22 protein-coding genes and 2 tRNA genes are annotated in these 26047 nt (G+C 40.5%); all 24 read right to left on the bottom strand.

From position 1 onward, the window contains the following. Window positions 1-7: 7 nt before the first annotated feature. Entirely contained in the window at window positions 8-1432 is a 1425-nt protein-coding gene (locus J2X07_RS19095) for an anthranilate synthase component I family protein (RefSeq protein ID WP_310262585.1), read from the bottom strand. 158 nt (window positions 1433-1590) lie between these two features. Continuing rightward, window positions 1591-2517, bottom strand: coding sequence for a cysteine synthase A (cysK, locus tag J2X07_RS19090; protein WP_310262553.1), 927 nt, complete (start codon window positions 2515-2517; stop codon window positions 1591-1593). Between the two features lie 446 nt (window positions 2518-2963). Then, on the bottom strand, window positions 2964-3848 hold the full coding sequence (hslO, locus tag J2X07_RS19085; RefSeq protein WP_310262550.1) for an Hsp33 family molecular chaperone HslO: 885 nt from the start codon (window positions 3846-3848) through the stop codon (window positions 2964-2966). A gap of 13 nt (window positions 3849-3861) precedes the next feature. Continuing rightward, window positions 3862-4632 carry a type III pantothenate kinase gene (locus J2X07_RS19080; protein ID WP_310262548.1) on the bottom strand — a complete coding sequence of 257 codons (771 nt, stop codon included), beginning with the start codon at window positions 4630-4632 and terminating at the stop codon, window positions 3862-3864. Window positions 4633-4998: 366 nt separating this feature from the next. Next, complete coding sequence (gene ftsH, locus J2X07_RS19075; protein ID WP_310262546.1) at window positions 4999-6906, bottom strand: ATP-dependent zinc metalloprotease FtsH; 1908 nt, start codon at window positions 6904-6906, stop codon at window positions 4999-5001. A gap of 43 nt (window positions 6907-6949) precedes the next feature. Beyond that, window positions 6950-7495 (bottom strand): hypoxanthine phosphoribosyltransferase, encoded by a 546-nt coding sequence (gene hpt / locus J2X07_RS19070; protein WP_310262543.1) that lies wholly within the window; start codon window positions 7493-7495, stop codon window positions 6950-6952. Between the two features lie 14 nt (window positions 7496-7509). Next, window positions 7510-8898 (bottom strand): tRNA lysidine(34) synthetase TilS, encoded by a 1389-nt coding sequence (gene tilS, locus J2X07_RS19065; RefSeq protein WP_310262582.1) that lies wholly within the window; start codon window positions 8896-8898, stop codon window positions 7510-7512. 75 nt (window positions 8899-8973) lie between these two features. Then, window positions 8974-9951, bottom strand: a complete 978-nt coding sequence (locus J2X07_RS19060) for a protein kinase domain-containing protein (protein WP_310262540.1) — start codon at window positions 9949-9951, stop codon at window positions 8974-8976. Beyond that, entirely contained in the window at window positions 9914-10666 is a 753-nt protein-coding gene (locus J2X07_RS19055; protein WP_396194670.1) for a VWA domain-containing protein, read from the bottom strand. The genes J2X07_RS19060 and J2X07_RS19055 overlap by 38 nt, the downstream gene beginning before the upstream one ends. A 141-nt stretch (window positions 10667-10807) precedes the next feature. After that, window positions 10808-13303 (bottom strand): stage II sporulation protein E, encoded by a 2496-nt coding sequence (spoIIE, locus tag J2X07_RS19050; RefSeq protein WP_310262534.1) that lies wholly within the window; start codon window positions 13301-13303, stop codon window positions 10808-10810. A gap of 497 nt (window positions 13304-13800) precedes the next feature. Then, window positions 13801-13875: transfer RNA gene (locus J2X07_RS19045), tRNA-Glu, on the bottom strand. Window positions 13876-13897: 22 nt separating this feature from the next. Further along, window positions 13898-13974, bottom strand: a tRNA-Met gene (locus J2X07_RS19040). Between the two features lie 411 nt (window positions 13975-14385). After that, window positions 14386-14826 carry a S1 domain-containing RNA-binding protein gene (locus J2X07_RS19035; RefSeq protein ID WP_310262531.1) on the bottom strand — a complete coding sequence of 147 codons (441 nt, stop codon included), beginning with the start codon at window positions 14824-14826 and terminating at the stop codon, window positions 14386-14388. Between the two features lie 90 nt (window positions 14827-14916). Further along, complete coding sequence (locus tag J2X07_RS19030; RefSeq protein WP_310262528.1) at window positions 14917-15276, bottom strand: FtsB family cell division protein; 360 nt, start codon at window positions 15274-15276, stop codon at window positions 14917-14919. A gap of 20 nt (window positions 15277-15296) precedes the next feature. Beyond that, the gene (gene yabQ / locus J2X07_RS19025; protein WP_310262525.1) at window positions 15297-15896 is read right to left on the bottom strand and encodes a spore cortex biosynthesis protein YabQ; all 600 of its coding nucleotides are present in this window, start codon (window positions 15894-15896) and stop codon (window positions 15297-15299) included. Next, entirely contained in the window at window positions 15893-16201 is a 309-nt protein-coding gene (gene yabP / locus J2X07_RS19020; RefSeq protein WP_310262521.1) for a sporulation protein YabP, read from the bottom strand. Before yabP ends, yabQ begins: the two co-directional genes overlap by 4 nt. Window positions 16202-16408: 207 nt before the next feature. Continuing rightward, a complete protein-coding gene (locus J2X07_RS19015) occupies window positions 16409-16672 on the bottom strand; it encodes an RNA-binding S4 domain-containing protein (protein WP_310262519.1) in 264 nt (87 codons plus the stop codon). 2 nt (window positions 16673-16674) lie between these two features. Further along, window positions 16675-16947, bottom strand: a complete 273-nt coding sequence (locus tag J2X07_RS19010) for an HU family DNA-binding protein (RefSeq protein ID WP_310262516.1) — start codon at window positions 16945-16947, stop codon at window positions 16675-16677. Window positions 16948-17075: 128 nt separating this feature from the next. Beyond that, entirely contained in the window at window positions 17076-18515 is a 1440-nt protein-coding gene (mazG, locus tag J2X07_RS19005; protein WP_310262513.1) for a nucleoside triphosphate pyrophosphohydrolase, read from the bottom strand. Further along, window positions 18512-20098: a putative polysaccharide biosynthesis protein gene (locus J2X07_RS19000; protein WP_310262510.1), complete on the bottom strand. Its 1587-nt coding sequence runs from the start codon at window positions 20096-20098 to the stop codon at window positions 18512-18514. The genes mazG and J2X07_RS19000 overlap by 4 nt, the downstream gene beginning before the upstream one ends. Window positions 20099-20667: 569 nt before the next feature. Next, on the bottom strand, window positions 20668-21204 hold the full coding sequence (gene spoVT, locus J2X07_RS18995; RefSeq protein ID WP_310262507.1) for a stage V sporulation protein T: 537 nt from the start codon (window positions 21202-21204) through the stop codon (window positions 20668-20670). A 146-nt stretch (window positions 21205-21350) separates the two neighbouring features. Continuing rightward, window positions 21351-24890 (bottom strand): transcription-repair coupling factor, encoded by a 3540-nt coding sequence (gene mfd, locus J2X07_RS18990; protein WP_310262504.1) that lies wholly within the window; start codon window positions 24888-24890, stop codon window positions 21351-21353. A 96-nt stretch (window positions 24891-24986) separates the two neighbouring features. Then, complete coding sequence (locus J2X07_RS18985) at window positions 24987-25217, bottom strand: anti-sigma-F factor Fin family protein (protein WP_310262502.1); 231 nt, start codon at window positions 25215-25217, stop codon at window positions 24987-24989. A 64-nt stretch (window positions 25218-25281) separates the two neighbouring features. Then, window positions 25282-25842, bottom strand: coding sequence for an aminoacyl-tRNA hydrolase (gene pth / locus J2X07_RS18980; protein ID WP_310262500.1), 561 nt, complete (start codon window positions 25840-25842; stop codon window positions 25282-25284). Between the last annotated feature and the right edge of the window lie 205 nt (window positions 25843-26047).

The raw sequence follows: 26047 nt of genomic DNA, 5'->3' as shown, positions 1-26047 counted from the left end.
TGCTGTGTTAAACCAATATGGATCCGTGCTCACTTTGTTCTTTCGCACGCCACAGCGCCTCTGCTTTTTTTAAAGACTCTTTGTATTCGTTTTCCGGCACTGAATCAATTACAATACCCGCACCCGCTTGAACGTGTGCAGTACCATTTTGACATACCATCGTCCGAATTGCGATATTCATTTCTGTATCACCGTTAAAACCGATCCAGCCGATGCTTCCTGTATAAACACCTCTTCTGACCGGTTCAAGCTCTTCGATGATTTCCATTGTTCTCACTTTTGGGGCTCCAGTAATTGTTCCCCCAGGGAATGTGGCTTGAATGCAATCGAACGCATCACATTCAGGCTTTAGTTTGCCTACAACATTAGAAACGATATGCATCACGTGCGAATATCTTTCAATCACCATAAACTCATCTACGTTCACACTGCCGTAAACAGCCACTTTCCCAAGATCATTTCTTTCTAAATCCACGAGCATGACATGTTCAGCCCGTTCCTTCTCATTTTCGATCAATGTATTTGCAAGCTGAAGATCTTCCTCTTCTGTTTTTCCACGAGGACGTGTACCCGCGATCGGGCGAGTACTGATTAGATTCCCTTTTTTCTTTACGAGCAGTTCCGGGGATGCACTGACAAGCTGAAACTCCGGCGTTTGCATATATCCCATGTACGGAGAAGGATTAATTCTTCTTAATTCTTCATACACGTGAAAAGGTGCTGTCTGCAGTGCCTTGGATTGGCGGACCGAAAGATTTACCTGAAACACATCACCATCTGATATATACGACTGAATTTTTTTTACAGCCTCTACAAAAACATCCTCTGTCATGGACACATGCGTAAAGTCATTGCTATCTTGATACATTTTATCTGTTGACTCTATCGTCTTGACCGTACATGGCGTTTGCCACATTTCTTCAAAGGCGCGAAGTTTGCTCGAACTGTAGGAGTTCTCCTTATCCTCACTTAAAACGATAATCCAAAGTTTATTTGTTTCATGGTCATAAACAAATAGATCCTTGAACAATAAAAAATATAAATCAGGCAAGCCGAGGTCATCATTTGCTGAGTTCTCCAGCTTTTCAAATTCTCGCGTAAGGTCATAACTGAGATAACCGATGGCTCCGCCTGTAAAATCAGGCAGACCTTCTATTTGTTCGACCTGAAAATTTTCAAACCATTCTTTAAAAAGTTGATAAATGGAACCCTTTTGCACCGTAGTTCCGTTTTCTGTTTGAATTGAAAGCACATCTTCTTTTCCCGATACTTCAGCAAAAGGTGTAAGTCCGATAATGCTATACTTTCCAGTCCTGCCGCTCTCCAACAAAATGTGGCGTGGCTCTGTATCTGATAATGCTTTATATTTCTGAAACCATTCTTCTTTGGAAAGGGAAATACTCGTGTGCTGCACATGCCATTTTTTCTTCATCCCCATAAACGGTCACTCTCCCAAAAATCATCTTCTTCCATTGTACATGAGCTGATTTTAGTTTTACACAGCCAACTTGTTATTTCCTGTATTTTCAATTGCTGAAATAAATAAAAAAGCCCCCGGTAAGGGAGCATTTCAACAGGCAGATTTATGATCTATTCTTCAAATTTATAAAGAGCCGTACTTAAGTATCTTTCACCGTTACTCGGGATAACAGCAAGTACCTTTTTCCCTTTACCGAGTTTTTTCGCTACTTTTAAGGCAGCAGATATGGCTGCACCTGAAGAGATTCCGCCTAAGATACCTTCTTCACGCGCTGCTCTTCTCGCATACTCAAACGCTTCGTCATTTGTTACCGTCAAAACCTCATCATAAATATCTGTGCTTAACGTACCTGGCACAAAACCTGCTCCGATTCCTTGAATCTTATGCGGCCCTGGTTTTCCACCTGACAAAACAGGAGAATCTGTCGGTTCAACTGCGTAGATTTTAATGTCAGGATATTTCTCTTTAAGTACTTCACCTGCACCAGTAATCGTTCCGCCTGTACCGATTCCAGATACAAACCCATCAAGACCATCAGGGAATTGAGCAAGAATCTCTTTTCCAGTCGTTCTGCGATGCACTTCTGGGTTTGCTTGATTTTCAAACTGCTGCGGCATAAAGTATCCATTTTCTTTTGAAAGCTCTTCTGCCTTCGCAATAGCACCCTTCATTCCTTCAGGTCCTGGCGTTAAAACGAGTTCCGCCCCATAAGCCCTTAATAAGTTCCGTCTCTCTAAACTCATTGTGTCAGGCATGACAAGAACCGTCTTATAGCCTTTTGCTGCTGCTACCATCGCAAGACCGATTCCAGTATTTCCGCTCGTTGGCTCAACAATCGTATCGCCTTCTTTTAACTTTCCGTCTTCTTCTGCCGCTTCGATCATGGCTAAAGCGATACGATCCTTAACACTGCTGCCCGGGTTCATGAATTCTAGTTTTAAATAAACATCAGCCATGTCATCTGTCGCAAGACGATTTAACTTTACTACAGGGGTTTGACCAATTAAGTCCGTAACCGATTGTGCTACTCTAACCATCGTCATCACTCCTAAAACCGAGTATTTTTATTGGATTTATTGTATCAATTCTAAAAATCACCTGTCAATTTTTGTGCACTATTATAATGATACGCACATAGGGTGTTTTTCATGAGGTGAATCGCAGTTAACAAATACTATGGCTGTTTCAAATAATTTGTCGCTCTTGAAAGTTGTGAATCTCCGTTTCAGGATGCTCGCTTTCCGCGGGGCGGGCGGTGAGCCACGTTGAAAGACATTTGAAGTACTTGCTTCTGCGTCTCCAAGTAAACGCTATCGAAACGGGCTTCCTCGTCGCATGCCTTAAGAGTAAAATACTAAGGTGGCAGGCACGCACCTTTCACTCCAATCAACTTGTCAATGTTGTGAATGAGCTTATGAGCAAAAAGCAGCAAATAAAAAACGACTCAAAAGCAGCTTTTACTTTTGAGTCATTCCTAAATCTATTAATTTTTCGCTTGTTCAAGTAATTCTTCAAGTTCCTCTTTTGAGAATGTATACTTCGCATTACAGAAATGGCAGTGTGTTTCTGCTTTTCCGTCTTCTTCGATAATCTCTTTGATTTCTTGTTCTCCAAGGCTTACAATAGCTTGACCGAAACGTTCATGCGAGCATTTGCATTGGAACTTAACTGGAGATTTTTCAAGAATTTTCACCTGATCTTCACTTAACAGTTCAAAAAGGATTTCTTCAGGTGTCATTCCTTTTTCGATCAGACGTGAAATCGGAGGAATCTCTTTGATTCTTTGTTCTAATAGGTCAATGATTAAGTCTGAAGCATTCGGCAGTACTTGAATGATAAAACCGCCTGAAGCTTTAATTGAATTGTCCGGGTTAACGAGCACTCCAACACCTACAGCGGAAGGCACTTGCTCTGAAGAGGCAAAGTAATACGTAAAATCTTCACCTAATTCGCCCGAAACTAAAGGAACTTGCCCAGTGAATTTTTCGCGCATTCCAATGTCTTTAACGACTGATAAGAATCCGTTTTTCCCAACTGCGCGGGCTACATCGAGCTTACCGTGGCTGTTTAGCTCAAAGTGTGTTTGCGGGTTTGTTACATAACCGCGTGTTTCACCCTTAGTATTGCTATCTACGAGAATAACGCCAATTGGTCCGCCGCCTTCAATCTTAACGGTAATGCTGTTGTCTTCACCTTTCAGCATCATACCCATCATTGTTGAAGCCGTCATTGCTCTTCCTAAAGCAGCTGAGGCTGTTGGCCATGTTTCATGTCTTTTTTGTGCTTCACTAACCATTTCTGTAGTTGAAATCGCATAAGCTCGAATCTGTCCATCAAATGCAAGAGCTTTAATTAAATAGTCATTCATTTAAACTCATCCTTTAGACGTTCTTGTTTTTATCGTAAATCAATAATAGACCTTTAAGTGTTAAGAAAGGATCTACATGGTCAATAAGCGTACATTCGGCTGCGATTAGACTCGCAAGTCCGCCAGTCGCAATAACCGTTGGCTCTTCAGCAGATTGCTGCTTCATTCTTTTTACAATACCCTCAACTTGTCCCACATATCCATATAGAATACCAGCCTGCATGGCATTAATCGTGTTTTTGCCGATTACACCTTCTGGCTTCGCGATTTCAATACGCGGAAGTTTAGCGGCTTTTGTATAAAGTGCTTCTGTCGATATATTAATACCTGGCGCAATCGCTCCACCCATGTATTGCTTTTGTTCATTGATGTAACAGTATGTTGTTGCAGTCCCAAAATCAACAATAATAAGCGGTGAATCATATTCATGAATCGCTGCAACCGCATTAACGATTCGGTCCGCACCCACTTCTCGTGGATTTTCATATTTGATGTTCAAGCCGGTTTTAATACCAGGACCTACAACGATTGGACGCTGTCCGAAATATTTAACACACATCCGCTCTAAAGCGAACATGATTGGAGGCACTACGGAAGAAATAATGATCCCTTCAATTTCTTCTTTATGGATATTTACATGTCTAAACAAATCCAATACGAGCATGCCATACTCGTCTTCTGTTTTTTCTCGTGAAGTATGGATTCTCCAATGATGTTTTAATTCATTATTTTCATATAGACCTAAAACAATATTCGTATTCCCTACGTCGAACACAAAAATCATGAGTAATGTCCTCGCTTCTAATCTAAAGTTTCTCTAATAGTTTATACACAAAATGAGGCAGAGTAAAGCAATGAGGAATTTGCAATGAAAAAAGACTGTTGTCGCAAACATTGCTGCTCTTGAAAGTAGTTGATCTCCGTTACAGGATGCTCGCTTTCCGCGGGGCGTGCGGTGAGCCACCTTGGCACTTTGTACCTGCTGTGTCTCACCTGTCCCGCTTGTCCCGCAGGAGTCTCGCACCTTGCACTCCAATCAACTTGCTAATGCTGCGAATGAACGAAATTAGCCAAAAGCATTACCCTTTTAGAAAAGTGTCTTAAAAATACAAAAAGAACACCTCAATATTTTGAGGTGTCCTTTGAATAATTAATCTTGTTTTGGTTCCTCATCGTCCTTCTTGTTAAGTGTTACTTTAACATCATCAGAAGGAGTTGAGATCGTCTTTCTTTCTGGAAGTGTTCCTGTTTTAACAAGTTCCTTGATTTGAACTTCATCAAGGGTTTCAACTTTTAATAGCGTTTGAGCGATGATTTCTAGCTTAGGATTATGTTCAGTCAGAATCTGACGGCAGCGCTCGTAAGATTCTTTAATAATACGCTGAACTTCTAGATCGATTTCATGCGCGATCGCATCACTATAGTTTTGTTCATTGTTGAAGTCTCTTCCAAGGAATACTTGACCGCCTTGAGATGAACCAAATTGCATCGGTCCAAGACGCTCACTCATACCAAACTCTGTTACCATGCGGCGGGCAATGCCTGTCGCACGCTGGAAGTCGTTATGAGCACCAGTACTTACTTCGTTGAACGTAATCTCTTCGGCAACACGGCCTCCAAGAAGTCCTACGATTTTATCAAGCAATTCTGGCTTCGTCATGAAATATCGGTCTTCTTTAGGAAGCATAACTGTATATCCGCCAGCCTGGCCGCGAGGGACAACCGTTACTTTATGAACAGTGTCTGCACCTTCAAGGACTAGACCGATTACAGTATGACCCGCTTCATGGTAAGCGACGATATTCTTTTCTTTTTCAGAGATGACACGGCTCTTCTTAGCTGGTCCAGCAATGACACGGTCAATTGCTTCATCAATGTCATCCATATCAATTTTCTTTTTGTTTGTACGAGCAGCAACCAATGCCGCTTCGTTCAGCAAGTTTTCTAAATCGGCACCAGAGAAACCTGGTGTGCGCATAGCAATCGTTTTTAAGTCTACATCAAGAGCAAGCGGCTTATTGCGAGCATGTACTTGAAGAACTTCTTCACGTCCTTTTACATCTGGGCGGTTAACCGGAATTTGACGGTCAAAACGTCCTGGACGAAGAAGGGCAGGATCAAGAATATCAGCTCGGTTCGTTGCAGCAATGATGATGATTCCTTCATTGGCACCAAAACCGTCCATCTCTACGAGCAATTGGTTCAGCGTTTGTTCACGCTCATCATGACCGCCGCCTAAACCAGCACCACGCTGACGTCCAACAGCATCAATTTCATCGATAAAAATGATACATGGAGCGTTTTTCTTAGCATTTTCAAATAAATCACGAACACGTGATGCACCGACACCAACGAACATCTCTACGAAATCAGAACCTGAGATCGAGAAGAAAGGAACGCCAGCTTCACCTGCTACTGCACGAGCAAGCAATGTCTTACCTGTACCAGGAGGTCCCACTAAAAGAACACCCTTAGGAATACGTGCACCTAATGCTGAGAACTTGCGCGGATCTTTCAGGAACTCAACAACTTCTACAAGTTCTTGCTTTTCTTCATCTGCACCGGCTACATCTTTAAATGTAACTTTTTTCTTCTCTTCGTTATAAAGTTTCGCCTTGCTCTTCCCAAAGTTCATGACACGGCTTCCGCCGCCTTGAGCTTGATTCAACAAGAAGAAAAATAAAATAAAGATAATTACAAACGGGATAATCGATGTAAAGAATGTTACCCAGCCGCTCGTTTGTTCTTGCTGTTTAAATTCCACGTGTGAGCTTTTCGCAAGGCTTTTGATTTCATCTAACGTGTTGCCAGTAAGCGGTGCATTCGTCTGGAAGACTTCTCCTTCAGCAGCACCCTTCAGTTTTCCTCGAACAACGTAAACGCCGCCCTCAGGCTGATAAACAATACTTTCAACTTTGTCAGCTTGAATGTAGCTAGTCAGCTGATCATAGCGAATTTCTTTCACTTCATTGTTGTTACCGTTAAAGAAACTTACGACACCAACAACTACTAAAAAGATGAGTAAATAAAATATAGTATTACGGAAGATGCGATTCATTCCTTACCTCCTTAGGCGAACAATCAAATCGTATACAGTTCTGCTATTCTTTCGTTTCGTAAATCTCTGGTTTCAATACTCCGATATAAGGCAAGTTGCGGTATTTCTCGATATAATCTAATCCGTAACCGACTACAAAAGCATCGGGAACGATAAAACCAGCTTTGTCAGGCTTAATATCGATTTTTCTTCCAGTAGGCTTATCTAACAGTGTTACGATTTTAACTGATTTTGCTTTTCGTGCTTTAAACAATTGAACCAAATAACTAAGCGTTAATCCACTGTCGATAATATCTTCTACAATGATGATGTCTCGTCCTTCTAAAGTCGTATCTAAATCTTTTACGATTTTCACTTGTCCAGAAGAAACAGTAGAAGTTCCATAGCTGGATACAGCCATCAAATCAATTTCGAGATGGATATCCATGCGCTTAATAAGATCGGCCATAAAAGGAAGTGCTCCTTTTAAAACTCCTATCACTAGCGGGAAACGATCCTTATATTCCTCAGACAGCTCACTTCCAAGTTCTTTAATCTTGTTTTGAATCGCTTCTTCAGAAATAAGCGTTTCTAAAATTTCATCATGCATGTTTAACAAGCCTCCTAGACGTCATGGCGATTTTTTTGAAAGCGTAAGACTACCCATTGTTCAGAATGATTTATGTGATCGCTCTTTGCGGCAATCAGTCCGGGCAGCCATATGATCCTGCCGCTTGAGTCCTCGACAACCGGCCAAACTTTCCGTTCTTCCTGTGCCACTTTAGCATCAATAAATATATCTTTTAATTTCCGTGTACCAACGCCGGCAATCGCCATCCGGTCACCTGGTCTGCGGGTTCGAACTCTTAATGGGAGACTTACATCATTCTTCGAAAACACAAAAACATCTTTTCCCCTGATTGAAACGGGTTTATTCTCTGTAATTTCAGCAGATAAGCTGCCAATGGGCAATTCTACAAACCCAGGAAGTTCAAAAGAAAAATCATAAATCGATTCTTCTTTTGTTTTGATCGGCTCAAAACTCATAGAACATCTGTCATAAGATCGGCTTACAAAAAGTCCTGACGGAAAATGCAAAACACCGGATGGCTGCTCACTTTCGAGCAAACTTCGAAAGTTTTCCTTATGTACAGAGGAAAGAGATGAAGGAATTTTTTTATACAGATAGTTCAATATTAGTGTAATCCCTCTTTTTTGTAAAGGAATAGGCATTTTGTTAAACGAGCATACAGATAACTCTATTTTCCCCTCTGTTTTCGTTATTAAAACCTTTTCAATCGCTATTTTGGTTTGTTCGATTAAATACGTTTCATCTTCCGAAATAGTTTCACTTAAATACTGAAATCTTTCATGAACATACGGGTTTTCTTGTTTTAAAAAAGGAAGCACTTTTTTTCTGTAACGATTTCTTACGTACTTTTCACTATCGTTACTTGGATCAAATACAGGATGCAATTTTTCCACCTTACAATATTGCTCGATTTGAGCTCTTGTTATTCCTAAAAACGGACGAATAATCTCACCATTTGAAAAAGGCCGTTTAATCGGTATACCCGCTAAACTGTAACCTTCACTTCCTCTCGTGATCCTCATGAGCATCGTCTCTACTTGATCATCACCATGGTGTGCTAAAGCAAGGGCATCAGCCTTATGCCTTTTCATCACCTCGTCAAAAAAGCGGTACCTGCATGTCCTAGCCGCTGTTTGGCTGGACAGGTGATGTTCCTTTTGATAGAGAGCAACATCCCCTCGGCTGCCTTCAAACAAAATTTCTCTTTCCGAACAAAATTGTTCAACGACTTTTAATTCATTTTCGGATTCTTCACCTCTAAGCATATGATTGAATGAGGCTGCAATGACAGAAATCTTGTAGTAGGCTGACCGCTTCCATAAGAAATGCAGCAGCGCTAGTGAATCCGGACCGCCTGAAACACCTACAACAACTGTTTTTGCGGATGAGAGAAGCCGGTGCTTTTTTATAAACTGCTCCACTTCCTGCAACTTAATCCGCTCCTTCGTTCTAATTCTCCATCAAATCATATCAAAGAATCTATTCAACTTACACCATTACATCGTTTGTCCGAGCATATAGAACAAATAAACAACAAAAACAAAAGTAAATACAAGAAAGGTTTCAGCTAAAAAGCTTTTTTTCTTTTTCTTTTGCGCCTGTCTTGTAGCTGGTTTTTGATTATTTGATTTTGTCATTTGCTTCTGGTTTGTTTTGTTCTGGTCTTTCGCATTTAATAAAACGACAAGTTCATTCCTCATCTCTTCTGCATACTGGTACTTTCCGTTAAGTGCTTTTTCCAGAATGACAGCATATCGCTTTAGCATAGGGCTTGATGCTATTTTTTCTTGCAGCTGTTTATCTGGATCACTTCGTTTTGTGAAACGTGCAGGATAAGCCATGTTGATCATCACCATCGCAGCTGAGAATAAGTCATAGGAAGGTTCAGCCTTTCGGGAGCCCTTCCCCCAATAGCCTCGATCAAAGAACTCTGTATATTCTTTGATGGATCGGTCCATTACGGTTGTTCCACCAACGTCCATCCAGCGAATGCGGTATGGCGGTCCTGTAACAAGGAGATTGTCTGGTTTCAAGTCTCCAAAAGCCCATCCCGCCTGATGCAGCGTATGCAGATCCGTTAATAGCTGAACGAGCAATATTCCCGGCCAATCCAAGGACTTACCTTTCATAAAGTCAAACAGCGTCTCTCCTTTTAAGTATTCCATCGCGTAAAATGGATAGGTTGCTTTTCTTGTCTGCCAGTCATCAACCTCGACCAAAGAAGGTCCAAGGACTTTCCCCTGGACCTTAGAAAACCGCTTCAAAACATTTACTTCAGATGTAATCGACATCTGATCATGACCGATTTTTAGTGCAGCCAAACCATTCTTATGCTCCACAAGATAAACAGCACCTGTGGCTCCATAGCCTAAACGGCGCCGTACACGGTATATGGAATGGTTCCACTTGCCCCGAATTTCATCTCCGACCGTTAAATTACATACTGGACTCGCGCTCATATCCATCGGCATCATTGGATAAGAATCTCCTTTTCGAGGATCTTTTCTGTTGGAAAACCGCTATCCCTTCTTTAATAGCAGGACCTGTCGGCGTTATACCGCCGAGTGTTATCTTGGAAAAAATTTTTCCGATAGAATCCATTTTGGAAGACCAGCTTAATAGTTCCTCTACTTCTTTTTTCTTGCCGGGAAACGCATAAATAGAAAACTCATTATCACCAATTCTCGAATTCAGAGAAATAGAAAGATCGAGCAGAGATTCTTGTACCGTCATCATTTTATCTTCCATACTTCCTGAGGCATCTATTAAAATCAAAACCTCTAGATTCATCGTTTCTTGCATTTCATCTACAACTTCCATAACTTCCCCGCGCTTATCTGGAGGAAGATCATCCATCGAAGATTTACTTCCTAAAATCTGCTGCAGCTCTGCGTTGACGACTCCTTTGATCGTTTGTGTCATCGCCTTTTGGGTTACCATTTTTACGGTTTGTGAAAGCTGTGTTGCATATACGATCTGGCTGATGCCGCCTCCTGACATGGCAATGTCTTCTACTTCTTTTAATCCTTGTCTGTGGAATTCTGCCGTATTCTCGTTTAACACACCGATCACGTTTACGGTAATCCCTTGTTCATGGGCGAGCGCAGCCATTGCAATCGGATCTTCACCTTGGTTGGAACAGCCGTCTGTAATTAATAGAATTTGCCTTAACGTTCCTTTATTCCTCATTTCAAATCCCCTCTCAGTACAATTTTTAACTAGTATCATCTTTGTCAAATAAGAAAGGGTTTATACAGAGAAACTGATTCAGGGACAAACGGCAAAAGAGGCACTCTTTTTTCCAAAAGAAGCACCTCTTATTCTCCTAAACTATTGAGCTTTTTTACGCTGAACTTTTACCTTCGGCTGATTGGGTATCGTCGCCCATTTAGGTATATTTTTTTCGATCTTCGTGACAGCTACTGTCATATCGTCCCCAATAATATTATTGCCGGTTCGAATAACCTCCTCCATCAGAAGATCTGCTATTTCTTGCGGATCATCCGTATTCAGCTCTCTGATTTTCCGTTTCATCCACGCATCCAGATTTTCTACATGACGAGGAGCTTCATAAATTCCATCGCTCATCATGATGATGATGTCTCCCGCTTTTAACTGCTCGTCCACCACCTCCACATCAAAATCCTGAATGATTCCCATTGGCAGATTGCTGGCTTCCACTGTTCGGACTTGATCACCCCGTTTAATAAAACTTGGTGTAGAACCGATTTTCAAGAATTTAGCAGAAGCATCTTGAAGATCAATCATAGCCAGATCCAGTGTTGAAAATATTTCATCTGTCGTTCGCAATGATAAAACAGAGTTAATTGATTTAATCGCCACTTCTTCTTCAATTCCGGACTGAAGTATTTTTTGAAGCAATTGCAATGTTTCGTTGCTCTCTAAAAATGCACGTTCTCCATTGCCCATACCGTCCGCAATAGCAACCGCAAACTTGCCTGAGCCGATCTCCATCGTAGAGTGGCTATCACCTGATAGCCATGCGCCACCTTTCGCAGCTGATGCCATCCCTGTTTCGACTACGTATTCCCTGGCTGAATGGAACGTAATATGACAAAAGCCTGTTGCATAATGTGCACAGTCTTCATATGTCACTAAAATGGTTTCTTCTAGAATATCTGAAAGGATCGGAGCAATCAGTTTTTCAGCAATTCCCGATTCACCGCAATAAGGGATGGTCATTTCGATATCAACATTTGAGGTTTCTAAGCTATAGATGTCTACATGACCAACGTCTATACCCGATTGAAGTAGTGCATCTTTAATTTGTTCTTCCTGCATTTGATGATTTTCTTGTTCACGCTGAATTTCTTTTGCAAAGTCCCCCATTACTTGGGAAACGCCCATTAATTGATCCGCTACTAATCTGCGGCTTTCCTGAACTTGGATTCTTAATTTTTGACTCGCTTTATATTGAGATAATTCCTGTTTCATAAAGTCTGTTACCTTTTGCGGTTTTATACAATGCTTCTCCCATTCCCGCTTAAGCTGGCGGTCCTTAATTTCACCGTATTCTTCTTGCTCGACCATGATGTTCGTCATCAAATCATATGTGGTGTTAAAGTTCGCCGCCCAGCACTGTTCCTTTTTAAAACAAGTTTGACACGTTTTCTCCGTAATATTACTTAAAAACATGTCCACTTCACGTGAGCTGTCTTCTTCATTTACCGTAGATCCAACGGTTTGGAACGAATTCGATAAGGCTTGAAAAAGAGTAGAAAAACGCTCCACACGGTTCGCGGTTACATCTCTTATCTTCTTTAAATATTGCTGCTGATGCATAGAGTGCTCTCTCGTACCTGGCACATATTTAGAAATATTACTGATCGCTTTTTTAGGAGTTAAAAGAAAAAGCAGTACGGCAAAGCCTGATTCCATAAGAGTTGAAAGAATCTCGCTCCTTCCTTCCCCATATAACCCGATTAGTACTGTCCCAATGACCAAGCCCAAGCTGACCCCGAAACGTCTCCCTTCTTTAAGAAGACCCCCCAGCAGTCCAGAAAAGGCAAGCAAGCTCATCTGCGACAAACTGGCCACTTGAGCCAGACTGAGGATCATACCTGTCACCACTCCGACAGTGGATCCGATCGCCGCTCCGCCTACAAAAGCAAATAATAATACTAAATAACGGGATACAACATGTTCAACTGAAACATCCTGGATATGCCACCCGATTGTTCCGGTCATTACAGAAGCTAGCAAAATCATCAAACAAACAATTTCTTCATTTTTTAAAGACTGCGGTATTCTTTTATACGTTAAAAGAGGAATGCTTTGTAAGAAAATTAGCGTTAATACGAGACTTAGTCCTCCTTCTACAAGTGCGAGCATCGTATCGACACGTTCTAACCCGCCTTCGCCAAACAAGGAAAAGACTGTACGAGTAGCTACACTGGATCCTAATACCAATAGGGGCAGGCTCGAGATTTTGTTTTTGATGATAAAACTGCTGCCTTTCTGCAAGCAGGCATACACGAGCAAAGCGGTTAAGAAGAACAGAGCGTTTATTGGCTGATGGGTCATCGCACCGGCTAATACAGCAAATACGGCAATACCAGTCCTTTCCTTCCGCAAAACAAATACACTGGCTACAAAGGGTAAAGCAAATGGTGACATTTCAGCCAAAATCATAGCTCGTCCTAACAAAAAGCCAATTCCAAACAACAGCATTCTCCAATTAAAAATGCTCTGGTTCAAAAGCTGAAGTCCCTTTTTACTCGTTTGATAGACTGCCTGCTGACCTTTTTCTACCCATACCATTCCTCTGATCGGTTTGAGTACTTCTTGTTCTACCTTTTGCCACATCCTACACACCACCCGTTTCCAATTTGTGTAACTATTATAAACAGGTTTAGAACAAAGATTTTGTCAAAAGAGCAAAGCTTTCCAAAAATAATTCTCGACGACCTTCTCCACCATTTCACGAAAGAAAATCAAAAGAGGACAGCATTCGTATCAAAAAGAAAAATACTTGCTCTTTTTAAGCCGTATTAGGGAGAATAATGGGGAAAAAAATAAAGCATATTTTACTCATTGAATTAGATGAGAACCCTGAGCTAATGATTTACATAGAGGAATGCTGAGGATTAGGTGTTTACGGTCCGGTGGAATTCTCACTGTGTTATTGAATTTTTAAGTCTTTTTAGCTTCAAAAATAAGAAAAGGATGACTGAAAGTATGTTTTAACAACATCTTTTAAGTCATCCTTTTTCCATAGAGTATTATAAGATTAATTTCCACAAAGCATAAGAGAGTTTTAAACAATAAAAAAAGCGTCCTCATCGGCGCTTAGCATGTATGTATGGTGACCCGTACGGGATTCGAACCCGTGTTACCGCCGTGAAAGGGCGGTGTCTTAACCGCTTGACCAACGGGCCAATGGGATATGTCAGAAAAAAATGGTAGCGGCGGAGGGAGTCGAACCCACGACCTCACGGGTATGAACCGTACGCTCTAGCCAGCTGAGCTACACCGCCATTTTGTAAAAGACACAAGTGTTATAATACAAGAATAATAGAAACCTGTCAATCATTCTTAGAAAAGTTTTTTTATAAAAATTTTTCTAAGCTCTTTTTTATAAAATGGTTGTTACTCAATCTTATTTTATTGTCTTCAAAGACAGTGGATTGGAGTGCAGGTGAGACACTTATACGTGAAACGTACGAATGTGGCTCACCGCCTGCCCCGTGGAAAGCGAGCAGCCTGGAACGGAAATCAATTACTTTCAAAAGCAACAATGAATACGAAAACAGCCTTTCTAAACGATTGTTGCTTCTGGGACATTTTTGTAATTTGCTTTAATAAGAAAACAAACAAAAAGCACCCTTCAGATCAAAGGTGCTTAAAATTTATATTGTATGGAAGAATGAGCAATAAAAATGCATCAATTATCCTCTTCGGCCGCCGCGGCCTCCTCTTTTTGATTCAGTACTACGTTTTAAAGTAGTGAGTCGGTCTTCACTATCCTTAAGAAACTTACTCAACTTATCATCAAAAGACAATGAAGGAGAGTTGTTGTTTCCACCTCGATTAGAACCTTTACGGGATTTGTTAAATCCGCCTCTGGAAGGGGCTGGTCTAGAAGAAGCAACATTTTCCTTTGCTTTTTTTATAGACAAACCGATCTTACCATCCTTCTCGATACTCATAACCTTAACTTCGACTTGGTCACCAACTTTAAGAAATTCGTTGATGTCCTTTACGTAATTATCCGCAACCTCGCTAATATGCACAAGTCCTGTCGTACCCCCTGGCAGCTCAACAAACGCCCCAAAATGAGTAATTCCAGTAACTTTCCCTTGCAACTTGCTGCCTACTTCAATTGACATGCAAAAAATGCTCCTCCTTAAAAAATCTCAAAGATATCAATACTTATTATACATTCGAAAAAATCTGCGTGTCAATCAACGTGTAATGCTTTATTCTGGAAGTTTAAAGATGGTTTCACCAGGTTTTGACATAAAAAAGTCACGTCTGGCAATTTCTCCAATGTACTCTTTGTCATTTAGTTTATTCACTTCATCTTTAAGTTGTGCCTTTTCCTCAAGAAGAGCTTTATATTGTTCTTTAATTTCTTTTTGTTCTGTCTGCTTTTCATTTAAAAGGGAGAGTTGCTCGGCTATACCTGTAATAATTAAAAAAGCAAAAAAGGAAAATACGATAAAAGCCCCCGTCAAACGTCTATAAAGTCCACGTTTACGTTTAGCGATCACCTTTTCATGGCGCTCTTTATTCTGGATGTATTGTGAGTGAATCTCTGTTATTTTTTTTTGGCTCATTTTTTCGCGCTTCCCCTCCTTCACTTCTTTTTTCCCTTCCAATTGCTGACTTTATTCTTCAAGGAATGAAAAAACCCTGCAAGTTTTAAATATTTCTCTTTGAAATTATACCATTTTTGTTTCGGAATGAAACGCCATATGAGATTCCCGATCCACTTCAAAGGGGAAAAAATAATTTTTAACAGAATGAATATTAGTTTACGCAAGATATTCAGTACATATAAAATAATGCCTGACACAATCATAAACAACCATTTTATCGGCATAAGAATCATAATGTTAAGAAGCCGGGCAGCAAATTTAAATAGAGATACGATGACAGAAACAAACCATTCCAGCAGTTTCTTGTATATCCTATCAAATAATGCCCTATATGCTGCATACCCGCAAATCAAGGCTATAAAAATATAAAAACGAATTTCTGCATGATTCACATGAAGAAGAACATAAAAAACCAACAAAGCCTGTACTAACCAAAAAAGCAGATCGTTTAAAAAATGAAACCAATGCCATTTGCGCTTTTCATGGATGAATCGGCTATAGGTGTCTACCGCCATACCGATCCATATGCCCATGAGCACCATGGAGACCATCGTTTGAAACTGAACGGTTAAGGTCATTTGAACAGTTTGCCGAAGAAGCCTTTAGTCTTTTCTGTGCTTTGTTGGTCTAGGTAAACGAGGTCGAATACTTTCCCCTCGATATTTACAACTCCAGATTCCACATCAAGGTTTTTCATTTTTAGGTTCATTCCGCGAATCGCTAAAAACCCCATGGACGTCTCAAGCAAAAATTCTTCATTGTCGAAGCTTTCAACCTGCTTAACTCCAGTAATCTCTAAACTTTTACGACCTACCATTCTAACATCATGGTTAGGAGCAGCAGGCTTTTGGTTATACGTATTGTAATCATATCGTTGGTCCATACAATCCCCTCCTCTATTCCATACAAATGTATGAAACAAGCAGAAGAAATAGAACAAGCTGTACATAAAAGCTGAATAGGATTGTAAAAAACGAAGGGCTGTTTTCGTATTTTAGTAGTTGATTTCCGTTCCAGGTTGCTCGCTTTCCGAAAACAGCCTTTAGAAAAGAGCCAAACGAAAAGAACCTGAAGAATTCAGGTTCTTTTCTCAGTCGTTTTCGATTCGGTTTTCTTCGAGAACAGTGTACATATTGTCAGCGTCCTCTTTTTTAGTCGTATCCTTAAGCTCGTTTATTTTTACCTTAACCAGCTTTTGTCCAAAACGAATCGCAAGCTCATCTCCAACTTTCACATCAGAAGAGGCTTTTGCCTGCAGACCATTTATCGTGATACGGCCTTGATCTGAGATTTCCTTCGCCACGGTTCTGCGCTTGATCAGGCGGGAAACCTTCAGAAACTTGTCCAAGCGCATGCTTACTTAACAGCCTCTTTTAACTTGTTTCCTGCTTTAAATGCTGGAACAGTTGCAGCTGGAATTTGAATTTCTTTTCCTGTTTGAGGGTTGCGGCCTGTACGGCTTGAACGCTCGCGAGTTTCAAAAGTTCCAAATCCAACAAACTGTACTTTGTCTCCATCTTTAAGAGCAGAAGTGATTTCTTCAATTACACCGTTAACGACTGTTTCTACGTCTTTTTTTGTAAGACCTGATTTTTCTGAGATATTTGTTACCAATTCATTTTTGTTCATTTTTAATTACCTCCTAAGGTTTCTATCAAATAATTCGGTAGAAACCCTTTATAATTAAGGGTTTCATGATATTTCTCGAGAAAATATTCTCTATTTCTCACTATAATCCTTCTTCTATTAAAAAAAAATTATTTTGCCTCGTTCCATAAACGGTCCATTTCATCTAAAGAAACATCCTCAAATGAAAGGTTTTTTGTTTTTAGCGCCGATTCTATATAGGCAAAGCGTTTATAGAACTTTCGGTTCGTTGCATTCAATGCTTCTTCAGGGTCTATTTTATAAAATCTCGCTAAATTAACCACAGAGAACAGGAGGTCTCCTAGCTCTTTTAACTGTTCTTCCCCTTTTGTTTCCTGAAATTCTTTTAACTCTTCCAGAATTTTATCATAAACAGGTCCTGCCTCGTTCCAGTCAAAACCAACTTTGGCCGCTTTTTTCTGATATTGAACAGCTCTTTGTATCGCCGGAAGCCCTTTAGGAACTCCATCAAGAAGGGAATCTCTTTCTATTTTTCCTTTTTCATTTGCCTTGATCGCTTCCCAATTTGCAACGACTTCATCAGCATCCTCAGCGTTTACATCTCCAAATACGTGAGGATGACGGCGGATCATCTTCTCTGTCAGCGTTGAGATAACATCTTCAATTGCAAAAAAACCTTCTTCTTCCCCAATTTGGGCATGAAGCAGCACTTGCAGCAGTACATCTCCAAGTTCTTCTGCTATCGCTTCGTCATCTTCCTCATCGATCGCATCTAAAACTTCGTATGCCTCTTCGATTAAATATTTTTTTAAAGTGACATGCGTCTGTTTTTGATCCCATGGACAGCCGCCAGGACCTCTTAATGTTGAAATCACGTTTTTCAAAAAAGAAAAATCGCGGTATAGCATCGTTTCTTCTTTTACTGGCGGCACGTAAACAGCCGTCAAGTTATTCAATGTAACTGCTTGATCTAATGCATATAGCGGTACTTTCGTGATGGATTCGTTAGCACTTCCTGCAGCCGTAACAACAGTTACTTCAAAATCGTCCGGGTATTTCTCCATGAGCGTCAACTTTACTTCTGAGGCAATAAAAGCGTCATACACTTGTACAATGACAAGATGATGCCGAATTTGTATTTCATCTTTTTGCATACATGTACCGTCTACGATTTGACACCCTTCTATGGGATCGATTTTTAAAGCGGTATACATCTCATCCAGAAAACTTTTCCCGCCTGCCACCGTAACTTCTACATGGTTTTCTTCTGCTTTGTTTAGAAGTATTTGTACAGACTGCTCTGCTACAAGAGGATGTCCGGGTACCGCATATATGACATGATCGTTTGTTTGTGCAGCTTGAAAAAGTTTAGCAGCGATTTCTTCATAAACCGGTTCAAACCGATCATGTTTTTCATAGATTTCATCAAAGAAAACAAAAGATTTTCCCTCTGCTTCCAGTTCTTCAATCGCTGGATGATCTTTTGTTCTTGTATATACTGTTTCTGTATCCTTAATCAGCCGGTAGATCCCTAACGTCATTTGATCTAAGTTCCCGGCACCTAGGCCTATAACTGTAATCTTTTTCATTTATGGTCTCCTTTTTTAAATCGGCTTTTCATTTTTTTTACCATACTAACGGAATGAGACAATGACTCCCACTCTTTTTCAGAAAAAAGTTTGAATTTCATCATACAAAGAAGATAAACAGCTCCTCCAATACAAGCAGAAGTTAACGCAAGTATGGAAGCATGTTCTCTGCTGTTCATTTCAATCAGATAAGCCTGAGCTCCTGATAGCCACAGTTTAACAGCCATAATCATTGCGATTACCGAGAGTAAGTAAGATAGAATTGGAACATTTCGTTTTCCTAAAAAACGGGTGGTTTTTTGCAGTTTTATAAATTGAATAAGGGCTGCAATAAAAGTTGCGAATACTGTTGATACCGCTGCACCTAAGTCACCCCAAAAAGGAATGCATATCAAATTCCCTGCGATCTTAACGATTACTGCAGCAAAAATCGCTATAGCTGCATATCGCCCATAACCCATCCCTTGCAGCAGACCTGTTGACGTATAAATAACCGATACAAACAAGATAGAACTGCACAAGATTGCGAGTGCAAGTGAACCTTCTGTATTTTTGAACAGCATAACATTTAACGGCTTCATTATACATATCAGGCCAGCCGAAGCTGCACCGCCAAAAAGGAAAGATATTTTAACAGACAAAGCGGTTAAGGACCTAATCTCCTCATGCTTCTTCTTTTTCATGAGATTAGCGATCTCAGGTACAACTGCCAGCGCAACAGATGCCGCTGCAACCGTTCCTAACTGCAGAAGCGGCTGCCCCCTATCGAAAACCCCTTTTAAAAGCTTGGCATCATAAGCGTCCATGCCCTTACTTATTAATAAATTCACAAAAAGAAACGCATCTACCATTTGCATAAGTCCAAGCACCAAGGCACTTAACGAGAGATAAATACTGGATTTCAACAATTCTAAACTATACATAACCCTGAATTTTGCTTGGGAACTATAAGGTGGTGCAATGCCTTTTTTCCAAAACAAGAGCAAAAACAAACCGGATGCTGCTGATCCGAGAACAGAACCCGCTGTCGCTCCAGCACCTGTTGTATAGCTTGAATAGCCCTTTGCGACAAAATAGAAAGTAATAAGCAATATGCCTGATACACGTATCGTTTGTTCAATCATCTGTGATACAGCTGTCAGCTGCATATCACCATAACCTTGATACATCCCCCTCAAATAAGCAGATAGCGGAATGAATAAGAATAAAATGGAAATCACACGTATGGGCATATATAACCGGGCATCTCCCATAATGTTTGCTATGGAAGGCGCCGTAAAAAAAAGAAATAGGAAAGAAAGAATCCCTAAGAAACAGGATGTCCAAAATGATGTTTTTATAAGATGATCATTTATTGTCTTTTCAGAAGCTATCATTTTAGATAACGCCATCGGAAATCCAGTGAAAGCAACTGCGACTGCAATCGCATAAAACGGATAAGCTTGTTGAAACACATAAAAACCGAAATCTCCTGTCATATTTTGATAGGGAATTCGGTAGACGACGCTTAATAATTTAACGACAAGGCCAGCTGCGGTGAGCAGCATTGCACCTTCCCAGACAGAAGATGTTTTTGATTTCATGATTTACCTCTAACTATTCGGTGATTGTAATGTTTAAAAAGCTGCCTTCGCAAAATTTATTGCTCTTGAAAGGGTTGATTTCCGCTTCAGGATGCTCGCTTTCCGGGGGGTGTGCGGTGAGCCTCCTAAGCGCTTTGCACTTTCAGTAGTCTCACCTGTCACACTAATCCCCCAGGAGTCTCGCACCTTTCACTCTAATCAACTTTTCAATGTTGAGAATAAACAAAAATAAGTAAAAACAACAATCTTTCAGAAAAGAGCGTTTCAAAAAGATCCTTTAAAAAAAGCTAACAAAAAAATTAAATATATTTCCCGGGACGACACGAGTCGACAGAAACAGCTTTTATTCTTGAATTCATCGTATTATACCATAGTTAAAATGATTACTGAGAGAGAGGAAATTATCATTCAAATAGTTGGTGATTTAGAAGCAAGAAGGTCGAGGAAGTGAAGAGTTCAAGGCACGGATTGTAGTTCTCCTGCATGAGCACCGAGAAAACGAAACTGACGATGAGATTCGACGATCATCAATCAACAACAAAAAAAAGAAGAGCAATATGCCCTTCCTCTTAATGCTCCATCTGCCGCGCCAAAAATCCCGCTGCTGTTTCGGCCAGTTTTTGTTCCAAATCTGAGAGCTTTTTTCCTTCTTTGCCGATCATGACTACTGCACCAATCGGATCTCCGCCAGCAATGATTGGCGCGATGACATGGGATGTATTTTCTTTTATACCATCAATAAGCTCGGCTTCAGTTCCGTTGGATTCCACCGTAGTTTTACGGTCACTCATGGATGTTTCCACAACTTTGCCTATCGCTTTATTATGATAATCTTTTTTGGATCCGCCAGCTACCGCAATGTATGTATCACGGTCAGCAATAAGTACAACATGACCTGTACTGTCAGCAAGGCTCTCTGCATATTCCTTTGCAAAATCACCTAGCTCATTGATAGGAGAATATTTTTTCAGAATGACTTCTCCATCTCTGTCTACAAAAATTTCAAGCGGGTCACCCTCACGAATCCTTAGTGTTCTGCGGATTTCTTTTGGAATAACAACGCGCCCCAGGTCATCAATACGTCGAACGATACCAGTTGCTTTCATATAAATAAAGCCCTCCATTTTCGGATGATGATAGTTCACTGATGTAACAACAAAATGGTTCCTTCCTTGAAAGAATGTTCCATTTTCTAGGCTTATTATTTGTTACATCTCCTGTTCTATTCACGATTAGGAGGGCTTAATGAATTTTATGGTGTATTTGTTGTCTTTTCTTTCCTTGCATGCTTCATTTCTTTTAGGAAAAGATCGATTTGTTTCAATAAATCTAAATCTTTAACACGTTTGCGCGAAATGATTATTTTCATATAATTATTTTGCATGCCTAAATTAACGTGGCGTCCGATCTTGTTTGCAATGTCAAACATTTTAGCTCCATCTACAGAGGCTGTGGACTTCTCATTCAGCAGCATATTTACATTGTCTTGCTTCTGTTCAATTGAAGTGATGCCTTCTTTCTTTGCACGGAGCTTAATCCCTGCTACGAGCAACAAACATTCCACTTCAGCTGGATAATCGCCAAAACGGTCAACAAATTCATCTTGTAAGTCTGAGATGTCTTTTAATGTCTTAGCCGCCCTGACATGTTTATACATTTCAATCTTTTGCTTCTCATCCGCAATATAGCCAGAAGGGATATATGCATCCACTTCGATGTTAAGTTCCACTTCTTCTTCGACTTCTTTTGGCTTCGTACCTTTGCGTTCTTCAATGGCTTCTTCAAGCATTTGTGAATAGAGATCAAAACCAACGGAATCAATAAAGCCATGCTGCTGGGCACCTAGAAGGTTTCCGGCACCGCGAATGGAAAGGTCTCTCATCGCAATTTTAAAACCGGAACCAAGCTCTGTAAATTCTTTGATCGCCTGCAGCCTTTTTTCTGCTACTTCCGTCAAAACTTTATCTCGCTGATACGTAAAGTAGGCATAAGCAACCCGATTTGATCGCCCAACCCGTCCTCTGAGCTGATAAAGCTGTGACAAGCCCATTTTATCTGCATCGTACACGATTAACGTGTTTACATTAGGGATATCAACACCCGTTTCAATGATGGTTGTAGATACTAGCACGTCGTAATTGCCTTCTAAAAACTCAATCATTACGGTTTCAAGTTCGTTTTCTCCCATCTGACCATGTGCATATGCAACACGGCAATCCGGAACAAGCATAGAGATTTGTTCAGCCATCCGTTCAATAGAATCTACACGGTTATAAAGAAAATAGACTTGGCCGCCGCGTCCCATTTCTCTTTCGATTGCTTCTCGAACAAGTGAACCGTTGTATTCCATCACATATGTTTGAACAGGAAAACGGTTCTCGGGCGGGGTTTCGATTACTGATAGGTCTCTTACACCGAGCATCGACATATGAAGCGTACGCGGAATAGGAGTGGCAGTTAAAGTCAGCACATCTACGTTCGATTTCAGTGTTTTAATTTTCTCTTTATGTGTCACACCAAAACGCTGCTCTTCATCAATAATAAGCAGTCCGAGGTCTTTGTACTGAACATCTTTTGAAAGCAGTCGATGTGTACCGATCGCGATATCAACTGTACCTGCACCTAAGCCTTTAATGACCTCATTCTGTTCTTTTTTCGACCGGAAACGGCTTAAACTTCCGATCGTAATCGGAAACTCAGAAAACCGCTCACGGAACGTTTCATAGTGCTGTTGAGCAAGGATAGTAGTCGGCACGAGAAAAGCAACTTGTTTCCCATCCATGATTGCTTTAAAAGCGGCACGTATAGCTACTTCTGTCTTTCCGTAACCTACATCACCGCACAATAAACGGTCCATCGGACGGACGCTTTCCATATCTTTTTTGATCTCATCGATTGCACGAAGCTGATCATCTGTTTCTTGGTATGGAAAACTGCTTTCAAACTCGCCTTGTTCTGCGCCATCTTCTGTAAACGCATAACCACGGCTAGCCTGTCGTTCTGCATAAAGCTTAATCAAATCATCTGCAATATCCTGAACAGAAGATTGAACTCTGTTTTTTACTTTTTTCCAGTCACTTCCGCCGAGTGAGTAAATCTTAGGTTCTTTACCTTCTGAACCAACATATTTTTGAACTTGGTCAATCTGCTCAACCGGCACATAAAGCTTATCGTTTCCGGAATATTTAATGTGAAGATAGTCTTTATGAACCCCTTTGATTTCAAGGGTCTCAATTCCTAAGTATTTTCCGATCCCATGATTAACATGAACGACATAATCGCCAACTTTTAGTTCTGAATAGCTCTTAATCCGCTCAGCATTTGTCATACGCTGTTTTCTAGCAGGGCGTTTCGCTTTTTTCGTAAATACTTCTTCTTCTGTAATTACAGCCAGCTTTTGCTTAACAGATTCAAACCCGCTCGCTAAATCCCCAATGATAATCTGAGCTGTTTTAGGCTGTATCTCTTTATTGCTGTCTATTACGGCTGCATCCAATTCATAATCGGCCAGTACTCTCTCCAGCCTGTTGGCGCGTTCTTTATTTAATGCAATAAACACAATAGAAAATCCAAGCTTTTTCCATCGGTCCAATTCGCCTTTTAATACATTCATCTGTCCATGGAAATTTTGCATGCTTTTGTATTCCACGTTAATGATATTTTGGGGCTGTGTATAAGGGACATGTCTCAAAAACAAAGACAAATAAATAACATGAAAACTCTTTTTATCGCCAAAGAGCATATGCAAGTCAGGAGAAATCTGCAGATCCTGGACAAGCTCCCCGTGTTCAAGAAGGGCTGTCTGCCATTCTGCTTCCTCTTTATCTAATTGCTGGATCGTTTCTTGAATACGTCCGATTTCATCCATCACAATTAAGGAATCAGATGAAATATATTGCAGTAAGCTCGCTGGCTTCTCATAAAATAGCGAGGCGTACTTATACATACTCTGGAACTTATGTTTTTCACGCAGCTGTCCGATCTCAAAGCTGATATTTTCAACTAATAATTCTTTTAACGAATCATCTTTTAATTTTTTCAAAGTCGAAGCTAATTTCTTTTCGATGTTATTCGCAGATTGCTCAAAATGTTCACTGAATAAAATTAACTCTTCGGCAGGGGTAATGATAATCTCTTTTACTTTATCTTTTGAACGCTGTGTTTCCGCTTCAAAGTAGCGTATGGAATCAACTTCTGTATCAAAAAGTTCGATACGCAAAGGATCCTTTTCAGTGAGCGGAAAGATATCAATAATCCCGCCCCTTACGCTAAACTCACCTGGGGATTGGACCATAGACGTTCTCTCGTATCCCATTGCCACAAGCTTATTTAAAATCTGATCTGAATCCAGCTCTTCTCCTAAGCGAAAAGATAAACTAGCTTTCTTCCAAACGTCAGCCGGCGGTAAAAATCTTCTTAAGCCTGCAACAGGAGTAATTATGACCCCATTTGAACCGGAAGATAAAAAATTCAGCGTTTCGATTCTTTGGCTTTTAAGTTCAGGACTCGATATCGCCATTTCTGATGAAAGCAAGTCATTGACCGGATATAAATAAACCTTATCTTCACCAAGAAGAGAGGCTAAATCTTCATATAGTTTTTGTGCTTGATACAAATTATGTGTGATCACCAGCTGTGGTTTTCCAGTAGTTTCATGCAGACTGCTGATAAGCATTGTACGGGCAGAACCCGAAAGACCTGCAACAAGCTGTTCTTTCAGTCCGGCATTAATACCGTCAAGTATGGATTGATAGTCTTCTCCCTGACTAAAATATTTTTTTAAACCTAACAAATCTTCCTCCCCCTTACAAGGCCGTCCGTTGCTATAGATTGTGATAACAAAACAGAAAAAGGCTTTGGTCCTCACATGCCAGGCCAAAGCAATACCTTATTGAATAAATGATTTTAGTGTATGAAATTCAGGATAACGTTCTAGTGTTTCCTGACAATCCTCACAAACGATAGTGACTTCTATATCTCCATTCTCTTTATAGGAGAGTAATTCCTGCCGCTCTTCGGCACTTAACGCTTCAAATCCAAGCTGTGAAACATTTACAGTATGGTGATCAATCGTGCCGACGTGTGTGCTGCAATGCCTGCACTTGTAATGAATAGCCATGCCATGTCCCCTTTCAGTTAGCTTATACACTAACCATTATGAGCGGAACACGTAAAATCTATTCTTACCCGTTAAACTTATTCATGACTTTATCGAAAGATGTATGTACAAAAGCTTCACACGCTTTAACTGCACGTTCCACTCCATCCATTACATCTGCCTGCTCATCTTTTGAAAAACGATTCAGCACAAAATCAGGAACAGCCTGCCCATTTGTTGGACGCCCAATCCCGAATCGGATGCGTTTAAATTCTTGTGTACCAAGGTGAGCAATCATAGACTTAATTCCATTATGCCCGCCTGCACTGCCTTTTGTTCTCAGTCTTAACTTACCCGGCAACGTATCTAGATCATCATAAACCACTAACATGTCTTCTTCAGGAATCTGAAAGTAATCCATGAACGGTCCAACACATTCACCAGAAACATTCATATAAGTCAGCGGTTTTAATAGGAAAATTTTCTCCCCATCAACAATACCTGTTCCATATAACCCTTTAAACTTAGATTGCTGCATCTCAATGTTTAGGGATTCGGCCAGTCGGTCAATGACTTCAAATCCAATATTATGACGGGTTCCATCAAACCGAGGTCCAGGATTCCCGAGCCCAATAAACAATTTCAACTTATGTTCACCTAACCTTTAACGATCTTAAGAACATTATACATGAAATCATGTAATCTAAGGCTGTTTTCGCATACTTTGTTGCTTTTGTAAGTAGTTGATTTTCATTCCAGGCTGCTCGCTTTCCGCGGGGCAGGCGGTGAGCCACATTCGTACGTTCCACTTATAAGTGTCTCACCTGTCTAGCTGCAGCGGTTAGCCCCTC

Source organism: Fictibacillus barbaricus (assembly GCF_031457135.1).
Lineage (GTDB): Bacteria > Bacillota > Bacilli > Bacillales > Fictibacillaceae > Fictibacillus > Fictibacillus barbaricus_A.
This window is presented reverse-complemented; position numbering and strand designations above follow the sequence as displayed.